The following is a 21,960-nucleotide window of genomic DNA, read 5'->3' on the forward strand; positions in this document are numbered from 1 at the left end:
GATAAAGTGTAAGAACGTAAGGTAAGTAAAAATTTATGACCATTGCACTGGAACTTCAACAGCTTAAAAAAACCTATCCAGGCGGCGTTCAGGCGCTTCGTGGAATCGATTTGCAGGTCGAAGCGGGTGATTTTTATGCGCTTCTCGGGCCGAACGGGGCCGGGAAATCAACCACTATCGGTATTATCAGCTCTCTGGTAAATAAAACCTCCGGGCGGGTCAGCGTATTTGGTTACGATCTCGAGAAAGATGTCGTGAACGCTAAACGTCAGTTGGGACTGGTGCCGCAGGAATTTAACTTCAACCCGTTTGAAACCGTGCAACAAATTGTGGTGAACCAGGCGGGGTACTACGGTGTAGAGCGCAAAGAAGCGTACATCCGCAGCGAAAAGTATCTTAAACAGCTCGATTTATGGGGAAAGCGTAACGAACGTGCGCGTATGTTATCGGGCGGGATGAAGCGCCGTTTAATGATTGCTCGTGCGTTAATGCATGAACCTAAACTGCTGATTCTTGACGAACCGACCGCAGGCGTGGATATCGAACTTCGCCGCTCAATGTGGGGATTTTTGAAGGATTTAAACGACAAAGGCACCACCATCATTCTTACCACGCACTACCTGGAAGAAGCAGAAATGCTGTGCCGCAATATCGGCATTATTCAACACGGTGAGCTGGTGGAAAATACCTCGATGAAGGCGCTGCTGGCGAAGCTGAAATCGGAAACTTTTATTCTCGATCTCGCGCCGAAAAGCCCATTACCGAAGCTCGATGGCTATCAGTATCGACTGGTCGATACCGCTACGCTGGAAGTTGAAGTGCTGCGTGAGCAGGGGATTAACAGCGTGTTCACGCAGTTAAGTGAGCAGGGTATTCAGGTATTAAGTATGCGTAACAAAGCTAACCGTCTGGAAGAGCTGTTTGTTTCACTGGTTAATGAAAAACAAGGAGATCGCGCATGATGCATCTTTACTGGGTGGCACTAAAAAGCATCTGGGCGAAAGAGATCCATCGCTTTATGCGTATCTGGGTGCAGACGCTGGTGCCACCGGTCATCACCATGACCCTTTATTTTATTATCTTCGGTAACCTGATTGGTTCGCGCATCGGCGATATGCATGGCTTCAGCTATATGCAGTTCATCGTGCCGGGGCTGATCATGATGTCGGTAATCACCAATGCCTACGCCAACGTCGCTTCATCATTTTTTGGTGCCAAGTTCCAGCGTAATATTGAAGAGCTGCTGGTTGCACCAGTACCGACTCACGTGATTATTGCCGGATATGTTGGCGGTGGCGTGGCGCGCGGACTGTTTGTTGGCATTCTGGTGACGGCAATTTCACTGTTTTTTGTGCCTTTTCAGGTACATTCGTGGGTATTTGTCGCTTTAACGCTGGTGCTCACGGCGGTGTTATTCTCCCTTGCTGGATTGCTGAACGGCGTGTTTGCCAAAACGTTCGATGACATCAGCCTGGTGCCAACCTTTGTGTTAACGCCACTCACGTATTTGGGCGGGGTCTTTTACTCCCTGACTTTGCTGCCGCCGTTCTGGCAGGGACTGTCGCACCTGAACCCGATCGTTTATATGATCAGTGGTTTCCGCTACGGCTTCCTCGGAATCAATGATGTGCCGCTGGTCACTACCTTTGGCGTACTGGTGGTCTTTATTGTGGCGTTTTATTTGATTTGCTGGTCGCTGATCCAACGTGGGCGTGGTCTGCGTAGCTAAGGCTATTTCCTCTCCTCTGGATTCGGGGGAGAGGAGTTTTGACGACTATCACCCTTTATCAACCATGGTCAGGGTAGACTGATTTTCGGCTAAGGAGGAAGGCGATGCTAGGTTGGGTTATTACCTGTCACGATGATCGGGCGCAAGAGATACTGGATGCGCTGGAGAAAAAACACGGGGCGCTTCTTCAGTGCCGGGCCGTGAATTTCTGGCGCGGATTAAGTTCTAATATGCTCAGCCGTATGATGTGCGATGCTCTGCATGAAGCAGACTCTGGCGATGGGGTGATCTTTTTAACTGATATTGCCGGAGCGCCGCCGTACCGCGTGGCTTCGCTATTAAGCCACAAACACTCCCGCTGTGAAGTGATTTCTGGGGTAACGTTACCGTTAGTTGAACAGATGCTGGCCTACCGTGAAACATTATCCAGCGCTGAGTTTCGCGAGCGAATTGTCGAACTGGGTGCGCCGGAGGTCAGTAGTCTTTGGCACCAACAACAAAAAAATCCGCCTTTCGTCCTCAAACATAATTTGTATGAGTATTAACCCGCGATCCTGATGACGCTTTTGCTACAATAAAAGCGTTGTTTCATCCCTGGTTATTTTTTCATGTATAAACAAGCTGTTATTCTCCTGCTGATGCTGTTTACCACAAGCGTCAGTGCCGCATTACCTGCCCGTTATATGCAAACCATCGAAAATGCTGCGGTCTGGGCGCAAATTGGCGACAAAATGGTGACGGTGGGGAATATTCGGGCCGGACAAATCATTGCCGTGGAGCCCACTGCCGCAAGTTATTACGCATTTAATTTTGGCTTTGGCAAAGGGTTTATCGATAAAGGTCATCTCGAGCCGGTTCAGGGGCGACAAAAAGTTGAAGACGGTTTGGGTGACCTCAACAAGCCGCTGAGTAATCAGAACTTAATTACCTGGAAAGATACGCCGGTTTATAACGCGCCGAGTGTGGGCAGTGCGCCATTTGGGGTACTGGCGGACAATTTGCGTTATCCGATTTTGCATAAACTGAAAGACAGGTTAAACCAAACCTGGTATCAGGTCCGTATTGGCGATCGACTGGCCTATATCAGCGCGCTGGATGCCCAACCCGACAATGGCCTGCCGGTGCTAACCTATCATCATATTCTGCGCGACGAAGAAAACACCCGTTTTCGCCATACTTCGACGACCACCTCGGTACGTGCCTTCAATAACCAGATGGCCTGGCTGCGCGACAGGGGGTACGCGACACTGAGCATGACACAGTTGGAAGGTTACGTGCAGAATAAAATTAATCTCCCGGCACGTGCCGTGGTGATTACCTTTGATGATGGTCTCAAGTCGGTTAGCCGCTATGCGTATCCTGTGTTGAAACACTATGGTATGAAGGCGACGGCATTTATTGTTACCTCGCGCATCAAACGTCACCCGCAGAAATGGGATCCAAAATCGCTGCAATTTATGAGCATTTCTGAGCTTAACGAAATTCGTGATGTATTTGATTTCCAGTCACATACTCATTTTTTGCATCGGGTAGATGGCTATCGCCGCCCCATATTACTGAGCCGTAGTGAGCACAATATTCTGTTTGATTTTGCGCGATCGCGTCGGGCGCTGGCGCAGTTTAATCCACATGTCTTGTATCTTTCTTATCCGTTTGGCGGTTTTAATGACAAAGCGGTGAAGGCGGCACGTGAAGCCGGATTTCATCTGGCAGTGACCACCATGAAAGGCAAAGTTAAACCTGGGGATAATCCGTTATTGTTAAAACGACTTTATATCTTGAGAACGGATTCGCTGGAGACGATGTCGCGGCTGGTGAGTAACCAGCCGCAGGGGTGATTATCAGGCCACCTGAACTGGAATCGCTTTCGCGGTACGTTTCATTTCGTTGTCGCCTTCAAAGTAGGCAACGTTGGGCCGCCAGGTGCGAGCTTCTTCATCCGGCATGGTGACGAAGCTGGCGATGATGACAATATCGCCGACGCTGGCGCAGTGGGCTGCCGCACCGTTAACAGAAATAATTCTCGAACCGCGTTCTGCTGCGATGGCATAGGTGGAGAAACGCTTGCCGTTGGTGACATTCCAGATATCAATGGCTTCGTTTTCGAGAATACCGGCTGCGTCAAGAAAATCCTGGTCAATGGCGCAAGAACCTTCATAGTGCAGGTCCGCATGAGTCACTTTCACGCGGTGGAGTTTGCCCTGCAGCATCGTGCGAATCATAACTTCTACCTTTCTACCCTGTCGTTAACGAAGCAGGCGGTGCCTGCTTTGAGGAAATTCTCACGCAGTATTGCCCGATTTTTGTTTAGTGTCTACTCATCTGACGGCATTTGCATCAGCAGTTTGCGTACCATGCCGAAGCGAGCCATGTAACACCTGTAACCAATTGAAATTTCTCTGAACGCTGCTCGGTAAACACTAAAGAGGCGGCTGACGACGGCGCGCCTTGACTGGATACTGCCTTCACGCAAGACAACACGGAAGGCAGGGAAGATGGATGCACCGAGTACCACACCGCATGATGCGGTGTTTAAACAATTTTTAATGCACGCGGAAACGGCTCGCGACTTTCTGGATATCCATTTGCCAGCGGAGCTACGCGAACTGTGTGATCTCGACACGCTGCATCTTGAGTCGGGGAGTTTTATTGAAGAAAGCCTGAAAGGGCACAGCACTGACGTGCTCTATTCCGTGCAAATGCAGGGTAATACGGGCTATCTACATGTTGTGATTGAACACCAAAGCAAGCCGGATAAAAAAATGGCGTTTCGCATGATGCGTTATTCTATTGCTGCCATGCACCGGCATCTGGAGGCAGATCACGATAAGCTGCCGCTGGTGGTGCCGATTCTGTTTTATCAGGGCGAGGCCACACCTTATCCGCTCTCAATGTGCTGGTTTGATATGTTTTACTCGCCGGAGCTGGCGCGACGCGTCTATAACAGTCCTTTCCCGCTGGTGGATATCACTATCACACCGGATGACGAAATCATGCAACATCGGCGGATTGCGATTCTCGAACTGCTGCAAAAACATATTCGCCAGCGCGACTTAATGTTATTGCTGGAGCAACTGGTCACGCTGATTGACGAAGGGTACACTAGCGGAAGTCAGTTAGTTGCCATGCAAAACTATATGCTGCAACGCGGTCATACTGAACAAGCGGATTTGTTTTATGGTGTGCTGAGAGACAGGGAAACGGGAGGGGAGTCTATGATGACGTTGGCGCAGTGGTTTGAAGAGAAGGGAATTGAAAAAGGGATTGAGAAGGGGATTCAGCTGGGAAGACAGGAGGCAAGACAAGAGGAAAGGCAGGAATTCGCCCAGCGTCTTTTGAGTAAAGGGATGTCTCGAGAAGACGTTGCAGAGATGGCAAATTTACCTCTTGCTGAGCTTGATAAGCTAATTAACTAAGTTGTCTGCGGTATGAATAATTGCTTACAGACGTCATCGCCATGATGTGGGGCAAATTAATAATTGGCGCCATCAGCCGTAGCGCCAGTTATACTCGTCATACTTCAAGTTGCATGTGCTGCGTCTGCGTTCGCTCACCCCAGTCACTTACTTATGTAAGCTCCTGGGGATTCACTCGCTTGCCGCCTTCCTGCAACTTGAATTATTTAGAGTATAAGTATTACGCCAGTTCGACCATTTTGTTGTCGATCAGGCGAGCATCGCCAAGCCAGGCGGCTACCAGAATCACAGCTCGTTTGCTGTTTTCAGCGATTTCCAGCAAGGTGTCGGCATCGCGAATCTGAATATCATCGGAACGGAAACCTTTTTCATTCAGTTCTTGCCCGGCAATAGCAATAATTTCATCGAGATCCCGTTCGCCAGCCTGCAATTTGTCGGCAATTGAACTTAAGACCTTGTACAGACCCGGCGCAATTTTACGTTGTTCCGCCGTCAGATAGCCGTTACGGGAACTGAGCGCCAGACCGTCTTTAGCGCGCATAATCGGCACTCCGACAATCTCAATATCAAAGCCCATGTCGGCAACCATTTTGCGGATCAGCGCCAGTTGCTGAAAATCCTTTTCACCGAAGCAGGCGATGTCCGGCTGGACCAGGTTGAACAGTTTGCTGACGATGGTCGATACGCCGCGAAAATGTCCTGGACGGCTGGCACCTTCCAGCATGGTGGAAAGGCCTGGAACATCGACATAGGTGTGGGTTTCTGTACCGTTCGGATAGATCTCTTTTACCGAGGGAGCGAAAACCAGATCCACTTTACGTTTGTTTAGCTTCTCGCAGTCTTCCTGCAAGGTGCGTGGGTAGCGAGCCAGATCTTCCGGGCGGTCAAACTGCATCGGGTTAACGAAAATACTGACGACGACCACATCGGCGCGGGCTTTGGCTTCGTCGACCAGCTTCATATGACCATCGTGCAGGTTACCCATAGTAGGCACCAGCGCCACGCGTTTGCCTTCCATTCGCAGGCGGCGAATTTGCTGACGCAGCAACGGCAGGGTTTCGATAATTAACACAACGTGACTCCTTAATGGAAACTGTGTTCTTCGCCCGGATAAACACCGGACTCCACTTCAGCTATATACTGACGCACTGCTGCGCGGATGTCGCCAGTTTCGGCAAGGAAATTTTTTGCAAATTTAGGGATATGGCCGCCGGTAATACCGAACGCGTCGTGCATCACGAGGATTTGCCCGTCGGTGACGTTGCCCGCGCCAATACCGATTACCGGAATCGCCAGCGCTTCGGTAATGCGTTTCGCCAGTTCAACCGGCACGCATTCCAGCACCAGCAACTGTGCACCAGCGGCTTCTAAGGCTAACGCATCGCTGAGCAGTTGATCGCCCGCTTCATCGCCACGCCCTTGTACTTTGTAGCCGCCAAAAATATTCACTGACTGTGGGGTTAAACCTAAATGACCACACACCGGAACTGCACGTTCAGTCAGCATTCGTACCGTCTCAACCAACCATGCGCCGCCTTCAATTTTGACCATATTGGCTCCGGCACGCATTACTGTGGCGGCATTTTCAAAGGCCTGTTCCGGGGTGGAATACGCCATAAACGGCAGGTCAGCCAGCAGCAGGCAATTCGGTGCGCCACGACGTACGGCAGCAGTGTGGTAGGCGATATCTTGAACGGTTACCGGGAGTGTGGAGTCGTGCCCCTGAACAGTCATGCCCAGCGAATCGCCAACCAACATCACGTTAAGTCCTTCTTCAGCAAACAATTTGGCGAAGCTGTAGTCGTAAGCGGTAATAGTGGCGAAGCGTTTTTTTTCTTGTTTGTATTTGTTCAGCAAGGAGATGGTGGTCGGTTTCATCATAACCCCTGTTAGTCATAAGTGTTATCTATAGGATTGGCGCATTGTAGGGGATGTCAGTGATGAGTGTTAGCCCTTTGTGGTTAAAACCGGCAGGGGAACCTGCCGGCGCGGGGCTCAGGGGTAAGTGATAGAGAAAACGGCGGTCGCTTTGAAATCACCGCCTCTGATTTGTTGATTGTTGTCTTGTTTGAGAGTGGCGACAAAATTTAGCGTTTGATTTGCTGCGGTTCCCGATGTGCCTGAACCAATAATGCCATTCGACGTGTCAGCTGTATCGACATAGGCTTTATAAACAGAATGGGTATCATTAGGGTGAAGAACAACCTCGGCATAATGCGAGTTCGATTTTCCTTTAATCTCGACGCCTACACCGTTGGCGGCATTGGCTTCGGCGGTTAACGAGTTACCCAATAAAGCAGCCGACATTGCAGGGGCGCCGGTAGTCATTTTGACCTCGATATTGGTGACCCGGTAACAGTTCTTTAGTGCTATACCAAAAGGGATGCCGTCAACGCCATCAATGATGTCTTTGGGGTTATATTCACCGAGGCTGACGGTATCTCCCTGAACTGTATTCCCCGAAACGACCGCTGAGGTACAGGTTGGCGAGCTGAGCGTCACGTTCCCCATGTTGAACGTCTGATAAATAGAGTGCGAGGTCAATGCACCACCAGGCGCTGCATTTGTCACTGAATAGTGATATCCCTTGTTGCTCAGTAAAGCGATGCTACCTGTCGTATTGGGATTGAAGGTTCCATCGTTATAAAACTCAATATCAATTTTACTGACCAGCCCGCCTATTGCTGTGTATTTTCCCTGATTGGCGACGCATACGGAACTATCGGGAATTAAGGTCAGTGTTTGTTGGGGGGTATCACCGATATAGATATCGCTGCTGGAGGTTGTTTTGAATGAGCTCACACGGTACATGTGCATCCTGAAGTAGAGACCCTGCACATTGGTTTTAAAGAGCTTGTGACCATCAGCACTCACCTGGGCATCCACGAAATGGCTCTCCAGGGTTAATGGTGTTCCCATTCCGCCAGCTCCACAGTAAATCAGGCCATTTCCAGATGAGGCTGAATCCATCGAACCCAACTGGAGCCTGAGGTTGCTACTTTGTAGCCCCGCTGAGGTTGGGATCACTATCTGATTCGCCCCTGTGCTGAACGTTGCCGTTGCGTTGCCATCCCCCTGTGGCCCGGCATTGTTATTCGTCGAGCCTGAATAGCTTTTGTCGCCGACGATTATTGTGTCGGCAGAGTGCAGGCAGCCTGAATAGAAGGGCAACAGAACCAGCAGTGTTAGACACCACCGCTTAAACCGGGAAAAAAGTTGCGTGTTCATCTCTTCATCCTTGAGAGTGATGTAGATTATTCATAATAGACCCCAACAAATACGCTCGCTTTTACCACGCCGCTGGTTACCGCTTGTGTAGGGTCAATTTTTTGCATCCGAGCGTAAAAGTGGTATGTCGCGTTAGCGATCGTTTCGGGCGTCACGGGGTAGATACTTTGCGGTTGACCACGCGTGTCGAGCACATTGAAAATATGCTGAGCGTCCTCGGTCGATAAAATAACCACGCCGACATTTTTTGCACCGTTGACCTGCTGGTTGGCGAATACCTGGAGGTTGGTTGCCGCAAGAGTACCTGCCAGAGGCGTAAAGCTGACGGTCAGGTGGGCCGGATTTTTACCCGCTACCTGCGCGCAGTCGCTGACGGTAATATAAAAGGGGTGCCCGCCAGAATAGACGCGATCGACAGAGGTATTATTATTCAGATAGCTATAATCCACTGTGCCTAAATCGATATTGCCGTTATTGTCGAGCGTGACCCGGCAACTGGTGCTGATGATATTGGCAGTCATATTAATATTGGTGCTGGCTGCAATGGCGTTGTATGAAAACCACAGTGCAAACATGTAGATAAATGTTTTCATCATCATCTACTCATAGGTTACAGAAAAGATAGCATTGGTGGAGAATTGACCTGCACGGACATCCGCGATGGTATTATCCGATGCGACAACAATTCGGGCACTGAGCGGCCAGTGGACAATATTCGATCCTGTTGCCGTGGCTAAATCGACAATACTGGTCGGTTTGGTTTTACAATTAAGCTGAATGCTGCCCTGACCTTCTGGCTGGTTGGTCGTCCACACTTCAACCGCAACACCGGTTGCCGCATCATCGTCCGCCGTCGTCAGTGCATTACGGTATCCGCCACCGGTACTGGAAGCACCATCGCAGCCCGTCTGTGCAGAAAGCACAACTTTTGCCTGATCCTTTGCTAACCCTTCGCAGTTTGAAAACACCAGGCTGAAGTTCTGGTATTTCGATTTAGCGGAAAGCTCGTTGAGATAGACATCGCCAATTGCGATGGTGGTGGCTTGCTGATCCTGCGCATTGCGTAATTCAGCCGTGCAGGTACTGGCAGTAACCTTAGCGCGTACCGTAACGTCCATAGAGCTACTGGCGGCGTGGCCGATGGCGATATATCCAAAGCACAGCAGCAAGACAAAGGTTATATTGTGATAGTTCATAAACAAACCTGCTATTGGTAGGTAAAGACAAAAGTCACTTTGGCCTGGAATTGGCCTGTGGTGATCGTATTCCCGGTGGTGGTCTGACGAAGCATGGCTGTGAGATCTAATCCATTACTTATTTCATCATTCGTCCAGGTGACTCGCTGGCTACCGTTGAGTTTAAAGCGGAGATTTTCATCAGCGTTCATACGTTTAATACCAAGACCAACATAGTTGGTATGTCCGGAAACTGTCTGGTCATTACCGATTAACGAATCTGTATAGCTGCTGACTGCACCATTGAGGGTCATCGACAGGCTGGAAATATAGTTATTACAATTACTGGCAAGGATTTTAAAATTAGCCTCCGACAGTGACGATTTATTCACAATGTCTGAAACACCCATATCAGGCAGATCCAGATAATAGTTATTCGTTGCAGTATCACCGCTGATATTGGCCCCATTCAATGCGTTGAGCGTCATGGCACAGGTCGTCTCTTTGATGGTCGCGGTAAAGTTCACCGAAAGATCGGTTGCCAGTGCAGGGCGCAGACAAAGCGACGTCAGCAGCAGGGGCGGTAGTAAAAAAGCTCTCATTTCCTCTCCTGGAACATTATTGCTGGGTGCATGGCACGGCGTTGAGTACGATGGTTTTACCGGTCATGGTGGGTGATGACGGTATCTGATAATGAATACGGCACTGCTGGCGGCTATTTTTCTCATACCAGGTGACCGTCAGTTCTCCGCTGTCGGCGATACCGCGTACAAATGCCTGACTGCCCTGGCCGACAGTCCCGATAGAGGTCCCTTTATCGTCGGTAATATCGGAAGCAAACGGCACGGGCTGATTGTTGCTGCGCAGTAGATTGAGAATGGCAGAACGCCCGGTGTCGGTGTCAAAGTGGCTGAAAATGACGGAACCCTGGCGCGGAATGGCGACGCTACTGGTGTTTTTGAGTTCCACGTCGTTATCCAGATCGTTAACATCGAGCGCGACGGTATTTTCCCGGTACGGTGACAGTGAACTGGTCACGCCGTAGCCAAAACGGTCGATGGTGCTGTTACCAAAGTTAATGCGCGCGCCTTTTGCACCCGGGGCGTTGATCAGCGCCAACGTGTCAGAGTCGGTAAAACTGTCGTTACTGAAGGTCAGACCGTGGCGGTGGAGTACAAAACCGCCATCGGTGCTGAGCCCATACTGACGTGAGCGATCGCTGCTGGTGGAGGCTGAGCCTGAAAATGTTCCCCACGGCGACTCGTAGCTGGTAAAACCGCTGATACTTTTCAGGCTGTCGCTGTTTTTCTGCACGTTATAGGCAGTATTCACGCTGTAACTCCAGCGATTATCCTGGCTGTAGCCCGAGGCATTGGCGTTATATTGCGAGCTACCTTTCATGTCGCTGTTAACGCTGGTATTCAGGGTTTTGAATCCGCCCTGATGGCTATCGCGGCCAAGCAGTTTATCAAGCGGAATGGTCACGCTCAGATAAACCGAGTCATCCTTCTTATTGTCTTCGTCGTATGTGCGTTGCAGGCTGACGCTGTAGCTCGCCCAGTTAAAGGCATTGCTGTAGCCAAAGGCAAAACTGCTCTGTGATTCGTTGGTTACCCAGTAATCTGTCCATGTGCCATTCACATAGAAAGAGCCATAGTCACGTTCATCACTTTTTAACGTTTGATTAATGCTAACGCTGAACTGATTTTTCATGCGTGCATAACTGACAATCCCCGAATAGCCTTCTTCATCAGGATGGTTGGCAGAATTAATCAGCGTTAACGCGTCGTTCAACCCCAGATAGTTTTCAGTGGAGTAGCGATAGGCGGCAATGTTGAGTGAGGTTTCGGTCGGGGCGAAATATTTGTTCCATGAAACACGGTAACTCTGTCCACTATAGGTTTTATCGTCAGGAATTTCGGCATGCGACTGAGTAACATCGAATGAGAAAGCGCCCAGCGATGTATTCACCCCCAACCCTAATAAACCGGCCCAGTAGCCGTTATCGGTCATTTGCAGGCCGGTGTAGCCGGTGAAGGTGTTACTCAACCCGTAATAGTAGGTACCTTGCAGCAGGTTCGGTTTATCCTGGAGTTCCTCTTTATTGACCTCACCGGCGCTGATATCCCATTTGCCCACGCCGGGACGCATCATCTGGATCACCGATGAATAAGCCTGACTAAACGTACGCTTTGAACCGTCCGATTCGGTGATGGTCACCTCGAGATCGGCGCCGAACCCTGCCGGCGTGAGATCGTCAATCGCGAATGGACCAGGCGGCACGGTCGTTTCATAAATTTTATAGCCGTTTTGGGTGATCGTGACTTTCGCGTTAGAGTTTGCCACGCCACGGATAACGGGCGCATATGATGCCAGCGTTGGGGGCAACATGCGGCTTTCGCTATAGAGTCGCAGCCCACGAACAGGCACAGAATCGAAGGTTTCTCCTGTGGTATTGGTTTCACCCATTACCAGCTGAGAGCGGAGCGCGGCGATATCGCGTTGCAGGTATTTGTCCTGGAATTCAAAACTGCCGCCGTCTTCTTTGTCCCACGAATAGTTACCATGTGAGCGAAAATGCCATCCCCATAAATTGATACCGCCCATCAGTCCGGCGTAGCTGGTTTCTGTGGTTTGATTGGGGGATTCACTGCGCCAGCCGTTAAGGGTGTAAGAGAGCATTGCGGCATTGATGCCTTCATCCCACAGCGACGGATCGACATAGTTGGCATAGGTTCTCTGCAGCCAGATTTGCGGCATGCTGATATCAAGCCGCTGATCGTTGCTATTGTAAGCGACGCTCGATTGCGGAATAGCAACCTCTACGTTCAGGCAATCCTGCGCAGCGTTTTCGCGTTTTTGCAAAATTGCGTTATCCGCTAACTTTTCTGGCTGGCGAATATGCAGTTGTAATAATGTGTTGGTGGAGATACAGGGCTGAGCAGCGTGTTCAGGGTCTAATTCAATAAATTCGATTTTCAGATTGGCGCTGGCCTGGTTATTAATAAACACGCTGACGTCATAGCGCCCCGGTAATGTTGCGTTACCTTTGCTATAACGATTGACATCAATATCCCTGGCGCCTGCACCCATCAGGAACGTGTTATCAAACTCAACGGTCTCGTTTGCCCCCCACACATTTTGTGTGCAGGGCAGCAGGCTACACGCAATCAGGCAAGCGAGTGGCGAGCGTTGAATTCTTTTGCCATCGTCGGGGATTTTCATTGTACGATCTCAGCCGATATGGTCTGTGGGCATCAAAGTTTGACTTTGCCGTCAATTCCACCGCCAAAATCATTTATGGCTGAGTAATCAACCGTTGCGCCAGACACAGAATGGGGAGCGCCTTTTACCACCATTTCCGCACTGCTTTTTGGCTCGACCATACTGGTTTCCACGGTATAGTTGTTACCGCCTGAGGCAAGGGTAATACTGCTGAATGAGACGTGATAAGGCGTTGGGTTTGTCGCCTGCAGCACCACTTTTCCGGCTGAAGTCTGAAGACGCCAGGTTAACTGTTTTGGTGCATCAGCCGGGTTACCCGCCAGACCGGTTGGGCGATAGAACAGCTTGATACGGGTACGGAAAGCCAGTTGCAGAATGTTTTTTCCTTTGGCATCGGCATCGCTCATCTTGGGGGGGACTTCCAGCGCATTGAACCAATAAACGCTTTCGCGATCGGCTGGAAGGGTCTGGCTGGCGTTCCATGCAATTTTTACCGTTTGGCCTTTTTTACCATCAACGCGGGAAACCGGCGGCGTCACGGTAAAAGGCACTTTCAGTGTGCTGGGGTCGGCATTTTCGCTGCCGGTATCAATCCAGGTCTGAACTAATAGTGGACGGGCACCTTTGTTTTCCATGCGCAATGTGACGTCTTTCTGGTCGGCATTGTAAATAATGCGCGTACCGGAAAGCACAATATCTGCTTGCGCGGTGAGGCTGAAAACGGCTGTCGATGCGACGAAAACAGTGGAAACAACAAACTGACACATCCTGGTCATAACACTATCCTTATTGAGTGACCCAACAGCCCGTGGGCTGTCGGGTGATGCAGATATTTACTGGTAAGTCACTGTATAAGCGGCGTTGGTTTTGACATAACCTGCCGTTGCGTTAACTGTTGCTGCCTGTTTTACATATGACGCTTTAAAGTTGTAAACCGCTTTGCCGTTGGTAAACAGCAGGTTTTTAACATCAGTGCTGTCGTTCACTCTCATCTGTTCGTAGGTAGTGGCATCGGTAAGGTAGTGAATGGCAATCGCGACCCCGGTAGCCGCCTGGCTAATGGAGAGATCGTTGTTCAGAGTGCCCTGACTGTTGCTGAAGAACACGGAACCCATGCTCAGATTGGCAGAGGCGCCCTGTGGATCGTCCGAGCAATCGATCGTAATAGAGAAGGCTTCCGGTTTTGCGCCAGGGCTGGCAAGTTGGACAACACCGGCCTGATTAACTTCAGTGGTTGTGGCGGTTTGCAGGGTAATCTGACCGTCCTGGGCGCCACCGTTGACGTGCAAGACGCAAGTGTTGTCACTCACCAAACCCGCGAAATCTAATTGACCGCCATCCAGCGCGAAAGCAGAAGTGGTGAACATCACTAATGCCGCAGCAATAGCACTTTTTTTTAACATGGGAATATCCTTATAAAAATTAATGGGGGTGATTTTTCTCACCAATACTTATTATAAATGTCACGCTCTTTAAAGAGAAATATCTTCGGTGAATGTATTTTATGATTTATTATCATTATGCATTTTATGAATGTATTTGGTGAGGTTGGGCAGATTTAAATAATATGATGATACGCTGTAGAAATTAATAATCACGCGTTAAGGACTGGTCGTTGTATGCTCTTGTTGCCCCGTCCCAGCCTGACAGAATCCAGTTAAGCGCTATCCAGTGCTAATACCGGGAGTGAGGCATAGTACCCAGAATAAACTGGTTCATTATCATTAAAAACCTCTTATAAAGAGAAAAGTTAATATAGGTAATGAAAATATATTTGCCGTAATTATATGTTTAATGCTGTTTTTTTGTGATTTTTATGATGGGGGAGAGAGAATTAATTCATTGAAACTATAAAATAATATTATACAACATTGCATTACCCAATACGCTTTTCCAGAAATGTGGTTTACCAGTGCTGTGGGCAGGGAGGGAAAGTAGTGAGTCTTGCTTGCAGCGTTTCACCATCAGGAAACACCAGTTCCGGCGCGATCTCAAACAGCGGCCACAACATAAATCCACGATTCTTCATATCATAGTGCGGAACGGTCAGGCGCTCAGTGTTTATGACCTGATTACCAAACAACATGATATCAAGATCGAGCGTGCGCGGTCCCCAGCGTTCAGCTTTGCGGACGCGACCTTGCTGCAACTCAATACGCTGTGTGTGGTTGAGGAGTTCTTCAGCTGTAAGAGAGGTTTCCAGCGCCACGGCTGCGTTTAAGTAATCGGGTTGATCTTGCGGCCCCAGTGGTGGGGTGCGGTAAAACGAAGAAACGGCAAGAATGCGGCTTTCAGGAATGTCATCTATTGCCTTCAGGGCAGCATTGACCTGCTCCAGCGGAGAGGCCAGATTGCTGCCGATAGCAATATACGCCACTGTCATGCGGTGCCCTCACGGCGCGGCGCACGTCTGCGCGGGCGACGAGTACGACGACGCGGTGACGGTTCTTCATCCAGTTCGTTAAGCATCCCTTTTTGGTCCGGCGGCGCGGAAACCTGGAACTCACCCCACCATTTCGCCAGACGTTGTAGCTCGGCGTTGCGTTCTACTTCAGCACGCAGTGCCAGCAGGTCATAAGCGGCACGGAACTTCGGATGTTCGAGTAATTTCCATGCGCGTTTACCCTGACGGCGGGACATGCGCAACTGTAACTGCCAGATATCACGCGTTAAAGTGGTTAGCCGTTTCGGGATCGCCAGTGAACGGCAGGCTTCGTCTAACACATCGTTCATTGCCAGCGCGAAAGCGTCGTGATAAGTCAGGCCGCTCTCTTGCGCGATTTTCTGTGCTGTTTCCAGCAGGGGATACCAGAACATGGCGGCAAACAGGAACGCCGGGTTGACGCGCATATCGTTATGAATACGCGTGTCAGTATTCTTCAGCACCTGCTCAATGATCCGCTCCATTGGACTGTCACCATTTTCCGTAAAGTAGCGGGTAATGGTCGGGAACAGCGGCTGGAACAGATGGTATTCACACAACAGTTTATAGGTTTCGTAACCGTAGCCCGCTTGTAGCAGTTTAAGCGATTCTTCAAACAGGCGTGCCGGAGGAATATCGTTTAGCAGGGTTGCCAGGCGTGGGATCGGTTCTGCGGTTTCCGGGCTGATGCGCATGCCCAATTTGGCGGCAAAACGAACCGCGCGCAGCATACGTACCGGATCTTCACGGTAGCGCGTTTCCGGGTTACCAATCAGACGGATAACGCCGTCTTTCAGATCCTTCATGCCACCAACGTAATCGCGGACCGTAAAATCCGCCACGCTGTAATACAGGCTATTGATGGTGAAATCGCGGCGCTGGGCGTCTTCTTCGATGGAACCGAAAATGTTGTCGCGCAGCAACATGCCGTTTTGCCCGCGTTGGGAGGTCGTGCGGTCGCTGACGTTACCTTCGTGATGTCCCCGGAAGGTCGCAACTTCGATAATCTCCGGGCCAAACATCACATGAGCCAGACGGAAACGGCGACCCACCAGGCGGCAGTTACGGAACAGTTTGCGCACCTGCTCAGGCGTGGCGTTAGTGGTTACGTCAAAATCTTTCGGCTTTTTGCCAAGTAACAGGTCGCGCACGCCGCCGCCAACCAACCAGGCTTCGTATCCCGCTTTATTGAGCCTGTACATTACCTTCAGGGCATTTTCACTGATATCTTTGCGGGAAATAGCATGCTGCTCACGCGGGATCACCGTCACCTGTGGACGGGCGACTGCCTGTTCAGCCTCGCTTTCCTCGCGGCTTAGCACCTTGCGGCAAAAATTAGCGACTCGGGTAAAAATAGTACACCTCGGTAGTGTCAAACATCATTCAGGACAAAAAAATAGCGGCTAATCATAGCTCAGCATGACGCATTTGAGAATGTTGAATTTACAATTGCCGACTCAGGAATGGTAGTCAGCGTCCAGTTTGTGACGGCTGACTGGAGAATTTGCTCAACGCTGAAATCCTGCCAGTGTGTTTCTGCCTGCTGGCCCAGAAATTGAAGTGCCGCGATTAACACCGGCCGAGGATCGCCTTTTGGCAACGCAGGCGCATGATTCTGCTTGGAAAGTTTAGCGCCTTGTGGATTAAGTGCCAGTGGCAAATGAATGTAATCTGGCACCTGCCAGCCAAAAAGCTGGTACAGCGAGATTTGCCGCACTGTCGGTTCGATCAAATCTGCCCCGCGGACAATTTCGCTCACGCCCTGGAAGTGATCATCCACCACCACCGCCAGGTTATAGGCAAATAAACCATCACGACGATGAATAATAAAATCTTCCCGCGCCAGTTTTTGGTCGGCATGAATAATGCCGCGCAGCTGGTCAGTAAACTGGGTGACCGGATGCTGCTGGCGAATACGTACAGCAGCGTTTTCTGGCCCATGATGCAACTCCCGGCAATGACCGTCGTAAATACCGCCAATGCTTTGAATACGTGCGCGCGTGCAGGTGCAGTAATAACTTAACCCTTGCTCATGTAACCATGCGAGTGCTTCGCGATAGGCGTCGTGACGTTGCGATTGCCAGAGAACATCGCCGTCCCAGTGTAGACCGTAATGTTCCAGCTGGCGCAGGATGGTCTCTGCGGCACCGGGAACTTCACGAGGCGGATCGATATCTTCAATGCGAACAAGCCAGCGACCTTGCCGGGCGCGAGCCTGTAGAAAGCTTCCAAGCGCGGCAATCAGAGAGCCAAAATGAAGCTCGCCAGAAGGAGAGGGGGCGAAGCGACCAATATAGTGTGTGTCTGTCATCTCGTTGAACAAAAAATAAGGCGGGAGCATTTCCCGCCTGTGGTAAACGTGATGGAACGGCTGTAATTAGCCAGCCATCTGTTTTTCGCGAATTTCAGCCAGCGTTTTGCAGTCGATGCACAGATCGGCTGTCGGGCGCGCTTCCAGACGACGAATACCAATTTCAACACCGCAAGATTCGCAGTAGCCGAAATCTTCGTCTTCCACTTTTTTCAGCGTTTTCTCGATCTTTTTGATCAGCTTACGCTCGCGATCGCGGTTACGCAGTTCGAGGCTGAACTCTTCTTCCTGGGCTGCACGGTCTACCGGGTCCGGGAAGTTGGCTGCTTCATCCTGCATATGTGTAACGGTGCGATCGACTTCATCCCTGAGTTGATTACGCCATGCTTCCAGAATACGACGGAAGTGCGCCAGCTGGGCTTCGTTCATATACTCTTCGCCCGGCTTCTCCTGATATGGCTCCACCCCAGCGATGGCGAGAATACTCAGGGACGATGTTTTACGGTTTTGCCCTTCTTGCATGTTGCTTCTCCTTAACACGCACTATCGATCCCCATGTTCGGGGGAAAAATGAGGCCGCTATAAATAGCAGAAGCTTTTCCGGATAGCAATTATCTAAACGTAACACTTGACAACTGTGTGAGGAAAAGCGTATTTGCGCACGCGACCAGAATGTAAATTAACCAGTTACTTACTCTACTACAATGTAACCGGCAGTGATTTTTTAAGAGCCATGCCTTCAGCAGAAAGTTCTGCTTTGTAAGCCAGAATTTCTACCCCCCTCTGTTGAGCTTCTGACAATAGTTGCGCGTATTTCTCATCGATGTGGCGCGCGGGTGAAAACCGTGTAATGGCTGAATGCAGCACGGCGAAAAAGATAACCGCACGCTGGCCTTCAGCCGCTACGCTCATCAACTCCCGAAGGTGTTTCTGACCTCGTTCAGTGACCGCATCGGGAAAATATCCCTGTTCGTTCTCCGCTAACGTAACCGATTTCACTTCAATATAGCAGTCTGGATGCGAATCCGCCTGCAACATGAAGTCAATACGGCTGCGTTCGGCGCCGTATTTTACTTCGCTTTTCAGAGAGCTATATCCTGACAGTTCTGAAATGGATTCATTAAGGATAGCCTCTTTCGTCAACCTGTTAGCCCAAAGTGTATTGACGCAAATAAATGCGCCGCTTTGGCTTTGGGTTAACTCCCAGGTGTGTGGGTATTTCCGTTTTGTGTTGTCTGAAGTTGAATACCAGACGGTATCGCCAGGCGTTGCACATCCGGTCATCGCACCCGTATTCGGGCAGTGTAGCGTTAATTCGCAACCATCGGGTGTGATCACATCGGCTAAAAAGCGTTTGTAACGTTGAATTAGCGTCGCGCGCTGTAGAGGGGGAGAAAATTCCATTGCGACAATCCTTGTTATTGCGTTAGCGCCCAGCGTTTTAGCGGCGTGTAGCGTGTGCGCCCACGGGCAAACGAGGAGGCGTAAAGGGTGAACTCCGTCACCGTATACGACCAGTTAAAGCCTGGCGGCGGGATTGTCACCGCCTCGCTGGCGTCGCGCAATAAGGTGATATGTGGATGAAACGGTCGATTGCTTTGAAAACAACCGCTGCGTGCAGCTTGTGAACGAAGCATATTCGCCAACTGGATTAAGCCGCGTGGCGGCTGACGCATCCCTAACCATACCACACGCGAACGCAGCCACTGACCGGCGTCATCAAGCGTGAGTGTGAAACCGGGCTGACGAATCCGTCCGGCTAAAAGAGAAAGCGCCTTCTCTTTCTCTGCGCTGACTTCGCCTAAAAATGCCAGTGTCAGATGTAAATTATCGGCGGCGACCGGACGTCCCGCGTCTGGTGGGAACTGTGCGGCGCGCCAGTGGATAATCTGTTCGCGGATTTCTGCAGGTAAGTCGATAGCAAAGAACAGCCGTTGCGGTTCAGACATGTGAGGTACTCGGTTATGCATTACCGCGATGCTACAATGTGGCGCGAAGAATGTTAACCCTCTGGAGCGTTTTGTGTCGTCGTTGCCCGTTGCTGCCGTCTTACCTGAGTTACTTGCTGCCCTCGATGGTGCACCGCAGGTGTTATTAAGTGCGCCGACCGGGGCCGGGAAATCAACCTGGCTGCCGCTGCAACTGCTGGCGCATCCCGGCATTAACGGAAAAATTATCCTGCTGGAGCCGCGTCGTCTGGCGGCGCGTAACGTTGCGCAACGACTGGCGGAACTGCTTAACGAAAAAACAGGTGATACGGTAGGCTACCGGATGCGCGCGCAAAACTGTGTCGGGCCAAATACTCGCCTGGAAGTAGTTACCGAAGGCGTGTTGACGCGCATGATCCAGCGTGACCCTGAACTGAGCGGCGTTGGATTGGTGATCCTCGATGAGTTTCATGAGCGCAGCTTGCAGGCGGATCTGGCGTTGGCGCTGTTACTCGATGTGCAACAGGGGCTGCGTGATGACCTTAAACTACTGATTATGTCGGCTACGCTGGACAATGACCGCTTGCAGCAGATGCTGCCAGAAGCGCCCGTCGTCATCTCAGAAGGGCGCTCGTTTCCGGTTGAACGCCGATATTTACCGCTGCCCGCTCATCAGCGTTTTGATGAAGCCGTGGCGGTTGCCACCGCCGAATTGCTGCATCAGGAAAGCGGCTCATTACTGTTATTTTTACCGGGTGTCGGAGAAATTCAGCGTGTGCAGGAACAACTGGCTTCGCGCATCGGTAGTGATGTGTTGCTCTGCCCGCTGTATGGCGCGTTGTCGCTGAACGATCAGCGAAAAGCGATCCTTCCGGCACCACAAGGGATGCGCAAAGTGGTGCTGGCGACCAATATTGCTGAAACCAGTTTAACCATCGAAGGTATTCGTCTGGTGGTGGATTGTGCTCAGGAACGTGTGGCGCGCTTTGATCCGCGCACGGGGCTAACGCGGCTGATTACCCAACGCATTAGCCAGGCATCAATGACGCAACGCGCCGGGCGTGCCGGACGTCTGGAGCCGGGGATCTGTTTACATTTAATCGCCAAAGAACAAGCAGAACGCGCCTCCGCGCAAAGTGAACCAGAAATATTACAAAGCGATCTCTCCGGTTTGCTGATGGAATTACTGCAATGGGGATGCAGCGATCCGACGCAGATGAGCTGGCTGGATCAACCGCCAGCCGTGAATTTACAGGCCGCGAAACGCCTGTTGCGGATGCTGGGGGCGATGGACGGTGAACGGCTAAGCACGAAAGGGCAGAAAATGGCGACGCTGGGTAACGATCCGCGTTTAGCGGCAATGCTGGTGAGCGCAAAGAGCGACGACGAAGCTGCTACCGCTGCAAAAATTGCCGCTATTCTCGAAGAGCCACCACGGATGGGCAATATCGATCTGGGCGTGGCGTTTTCGCGCAATCAACCTGCCTGGCAGCAACGTAGCCAGCAACTGTTAAAGCGCTTAAACGTACGCGGCGGTGAGGCAGACAGTTCGCTTATCGCACCGTTACTTGCCGGAGCGTTTGCCGATCGCATCGCTCGCCGCCGTGGGCAAGAGGGGCGCTATCAACTGGCAAACGGCATGGGGGCAATGCTCGATGCCGATGATGCGCTCAGCCGCCACGAATGGTTGATCGCACCGTTATTATTGCAGGGTAGCGCCTCGCCGGATGCGCGGATTTTACTGGCGCTACCGGTCGATATCGATGAATTAGTGCAACGCTGTCCGCAGCTGGTGCAGCAATCGGACACCGTGGAGTGGGATGATGCGCAAGGTACGCTGAAAGCCTGGCGTCGGTTGCAAATTGGTCAACTGACGGTAAAAGTGCAGCCGCTGGCGAAGCCTTCAGAAGACGAGCTGCATCAGGCGATGCTTAACGGCGTTCGTGATAAAGGCTTAAGCGTGCTTAACTGGACGGCGGAAGCGGAACAGCTACGCTTGCGTTTGTTATGCGCCGCAAAGTGGTTGCCGGAATATGACTGGCCAGCGGTTGATGATGAAAGTTTGTTGGCGACGCTGGAAACGTGGCTGCTGCCGCATATGACAGGGGTACATTCGCTACGCGGCCTGAAATCACTCGATATTTTTCAGGCGCTACGCGGATTACTTGATTGGGGAATGCAGCAACGTCTGGATAGTGAATTGCCTGCGCATTACACTGTGCCGACGGGAAGCCGGATCGCCATTCGTTACCATGAAGATAACCCGCCCGCGCTGGCGGTGAGAATGCAGGAGATGTTTGGCGAGGCCACCAATCCGACGATCGCCCAGGGGCGTGTGCCGCTGGTGCTGGAGTTGCTTTCTCCTGCCCAAAGGCCGCTGCAAATCACACGAGATTTGAGCGCCTTCTGGAAAGGAGCGTATCGCGATGTGCAAAAAGAGATGAAAGGGCGTTATCCCAAACACGTCTGGCCGGATGATCCGGCAAATACCGCACCGACGTGACGGACGAAAAAGTATTCATGAAG

22 protein-coding genes are annotated in these 21,960 nt (G+C 51.0%); 6 read left to right on the forward strand and 16 right to left on the reverse strand.

Translation table 11 applies throughout. The annotated features are described in order from the left end of the window. The first annotated feature begins 35 nt into the window (after window positions 1-35). The 4 genes from QUE34_RS00660 (at window position 36) to QUE34_RS00675 (ending at window position 3,567) form a co-directional block, all read left to right on the forward strand. Window positions 36-962, forward strand: coding sequence for an ABC transporter ATP-binding protein (locus QUE34_RS00660; protein WP_000150637.1), 927 nt, complete (start codon window positions 36-38; stop codon window positions 960-962). Then, a complete protein-coding gene (locus QUE34_RS00665) occupies window positions 959-1,729 on the forward strand; it encodes an ABC transporter permease (RefSeq protein ID WP_000972203.1) in 771 nt (256 codons plus the stop codon). The genes QUE34_RS00660 and QUE34_RS00665 overlap by 4 nt, the downstream gene beginning before the upstream one ends. A 104-nt stretch (window positions 1,730-1,833) precedes the next feature. Further along, complete coding sequence (locus tag QUE34_RS00670; protein ID WP_000901977.1) at window positions 1,834-2,274, forward strand: PTS sugar transporter subunit IIA; 441 nt, start codon at window positions 1,834-1,836, stop codon at window positions 2,272-2,274. A gap of 63 nt (window positions 2,275-2,337) precedes the next feature. Next, the gene (locus QUE34_RS00675; RefSeq protein WP_032302436.1) at window positions 2,338-3,567 is read left to right on the forward strand and encodes a polysaccharide deacetylase family protein; all 1,230 of its coding nucleotides are present in this window, start codon (window positions 2,338-2,340) and stop codon (window positions 3,565-3,567) included. A 3-nt stretch (window positions 3,568-3,570) separates the two neighbouring features. Here the strand turns inward: QUE34_RS00675 and panD are convergent, their stop codons facing one another. After that, window positions 3,571-3,951, reverse strand: a complete 381-nt coding sequence (gene panD, locus QUE34_RS00680) for an aspartate 1-decarboxylase (RefSeq protein ID WP_000621515.1) — start codon at window positions 3,949-3,951, stop codon at window positions 3,571-3,573. Between the two features lie 273 nt (window positions 3,952-4,224). On the opposite strand from panD, the gene rpnC reads away from it, so the two are divergent. Continuing rightward, window positions 4,225-5,145 (forward strand): recombination-promoting nuclease RpnC, encoded by a 921-nt coding sequence (rpnC, locus tag QUE34_RS00685; protein WP_032302396.1) that lies wholly within the window; start codon window positions 4,225-4,227, stop codon window positions 5,143-5,145. A 220-nt stretch (window positions 5,146-5,365) separates the two neighbouring features. Here rpnC and panC read toward each other — a convergent pair whose 3' ends face one another. The 15 genes from panC to thpR all read right to left on the reverse strand — a co-directional run bounded on the left by panC (window position 5,366) and on the right by thpR (window position 19,455). After that, complete coding sequence (gene panC, locus QUE34_RS00690; protein WP_032302397.1) at window positions 5,366-6,217, reverse strand: pantoate--beta-alanine ligase; 852 nt, start codon at window positions 6,215-6,217, stop codon at window positions 5,366-5,368. 11 nt (window positions 6,218-6,228) lie between these two features. Next, window positions 6,229-7,023, reverse strand: coding sequence for a 3-methyl-2-oxobutanoate hydroxymethyltransferase (gene panB, locus QUE34_RS00695; RefSeq protein ID WP_032302399.1), 795 nt, complete (start codon window positions 7,021-7,023; stop codon window positions 6,229-6,231). A 117-nt stretch (window positions 7,024-7,140) separates the two neighbouring features. After that, window positions 7,141-8,373 carry a fimbrial protein gene (locus tag QUE34_RS00700; protein ID WP_050486582.1) on the reverse strand — a complete coding sequence of 411 codons (1,233 nt, stop codon included), beginning with the start codon at window positions 8,371-8,373 and terminating at the stop codon, window positions 7,141-7,143. Between the two features lie 26 nt (window positions 8,374-8,399). Next, the gene (locus QUE34_RS00705; RefSeq protein ID WP_032302401.1) at window positions 8,400-8,972 is read right to left on the reverse strand and encodes a fimbrial-like protein; all 573 of its coding nucleotides are present in this window, start codon (window positions 8,970-8,972) and stop codon (window positions 8,400-8,402) included. After that, window positions 8,973-9,569 (reverse strand): fimbrial protein, encoded by a 597-nt coding sequence (locus QUE34_RS00710; protein ID WP_032302402.1) that lies wholly within the window; start codon window positions 9,567-9,569, stop codon window positions 8,973-8,975. 11 nt (window positions 9,570-9,580) lie between these two features. Further along, a complete protein-coding gene (locus QUE34_RS00715; RefSeq protein ID WP_032302404.1) occupies window positions 9,581-10,150 on the reverse strand; it encodes a fimbrial protein in 570 nt (189 codons plus the stop codon). Window positions 10,151-10,166: 16 nt separating this feature from the next. After that, window positions 10,167-12,773 (reverse strand): outer membrane usher protein, encoded by a 2,607-nt coding sequence (locus QUE34_RS00720; RefSeq protein ID WP_050486583.1) that lies wholly within the window; start codon window positions 12,771-12,773, stop codon window positions 10,167-10,169. A gap of 32 nt (window positions 12,774-12,805) precedes the next feature. Next, on the reverse strand, window positions 12,806-13,540 hold the full coding sequence (locus QUE34_RS00725; protein WP_032302438.1) for a fimbrial chaperone: 735 nt from the start codon (window positions 13,538-13,540) through the stop codon (window positions 12,806-12,808). A 66-nt stretch (window positions 13,541-13,606) separates the two neighbouring features. Further along, on the reverse strand, window positions 13,607-14,176 hold the full coding sequence (locus QUE34_RS00730) for a fimbrial protein (protein WP_032302405.1): 570 nt from the start codon (window positions 14,174-14,176) through the stop codon (window positions 13,607-13,609). 503 nt (window positions 14,177-14,679) lie between these two features. Further along, window positions 14,680-15,156 carry a 2-amino-4-hydroxy-6-hydroxymethyldihydropteridine diphosphokinase gene (gene folK, locus QUE34_RS00735; protein ID WP_032302406.1) on the reverse strand — a complete coding sequence of 159 codons (477 nt, stop codon included), beginning with the start codon at window positions 15,154-15,156 and terminating at the stop codon, window positions 14,680-14,682. Then, on the reverse strand, window positions 15,153-16,550 hold the full coding sequence (gene pcnB, locus QUE34_RS00740) for a polynucleotide adenylyltransferase PcnB (protein WP_203369798.1): 1,398 nt from the start codon (window positions 16,548-16,550) through the stop codon (window positions 15,153-15,155). Before pcnB ends, folK begins: the two co-directional genes overlap by 4 nt. A 59-nt stretch (window positions 16,551-16,609) precedes the next feature. Continuing rightward, window positions 16,610-17,506 (reverse strand): tRNA glutamyl-Q(34) synthetase GluQRS, encoded by an 897-nt coding sequence (gene gluQRS / locus QUE34_RS00745; RefSeq protein WP_032302439.1) that lies wholly within the window; start codon window positions 17,504-17,506, stop codon window positions 16,610-16,612. Window positions 17,507-17,572: 66 nt separating this feature from the next. After that, window positions 17,573-18,028 carry an RNA polymerase-binding protein DksA gene (dksA, locus tag QUE34_RS00750; RefSeq protein WP_001155227.1) on the reverse strand — a complete coding sequence of 152 codons (456 nt, stop codon included), beginning with the start codon at window positions 18,026-18,028 and terminating at the stop codon, window positions 17,573-17,575. A gap of 177 nt (window positions 18,029-18,205) precedes the next feature. Then, on the reverse strand, window positions 18,206-18,910 hold the full coding sequence (sfsA, locus tag QUE34_RS00755; RefSeq protein WP_105268444.1) for a DNA/RNA nuclease SfsA: 705 nt from the start codon (window positions 18,908-18,910) through the stop codon (window positions 18,206-18,208). 14 nt (window positions 18,911-18,924) lie between these two features. Next, window positions 18,925-19,455, reverse strand: coding sequence for an RNA 2',3'-cyclic phosphodiesterase (gene thpR / locus QUE34_RS00760; RefSeq protein ID WP_001294670.1), 531 nt, complete (start codon window positions 19,453-19,455; stop codon window positions 18,925-18,927). Between the two features lie 73 nt (window positions 19,456-19,528). On the opposite strand from thpR, the gene hrpB reads away from it, so the two are divergent. Then, on the forward strand, window positions 19,529-21,937 hold the full coding sequence (gene hrpB / locus QUE34_RS00765; protein ID WP_286338907.1) for an ATP-dependent helicase HrpB: 2,409 nt from the start codon (window positions 19,529-19,531) through the stop codon (window positions 21,935-21,937). Window positions 21,938-21,960 lie beyond the last annotated feature (23 nt).

This window comes from Escherichia sp. KS167_9B (genome assembly GCF_030295215.1).
Classification (GTDB): Bacteria; Pseudomonadota; Gammaproteobacteria; order Enterobacterales; family Enterobacteriaceae; genus Escherichia; species Escherichia coli_F.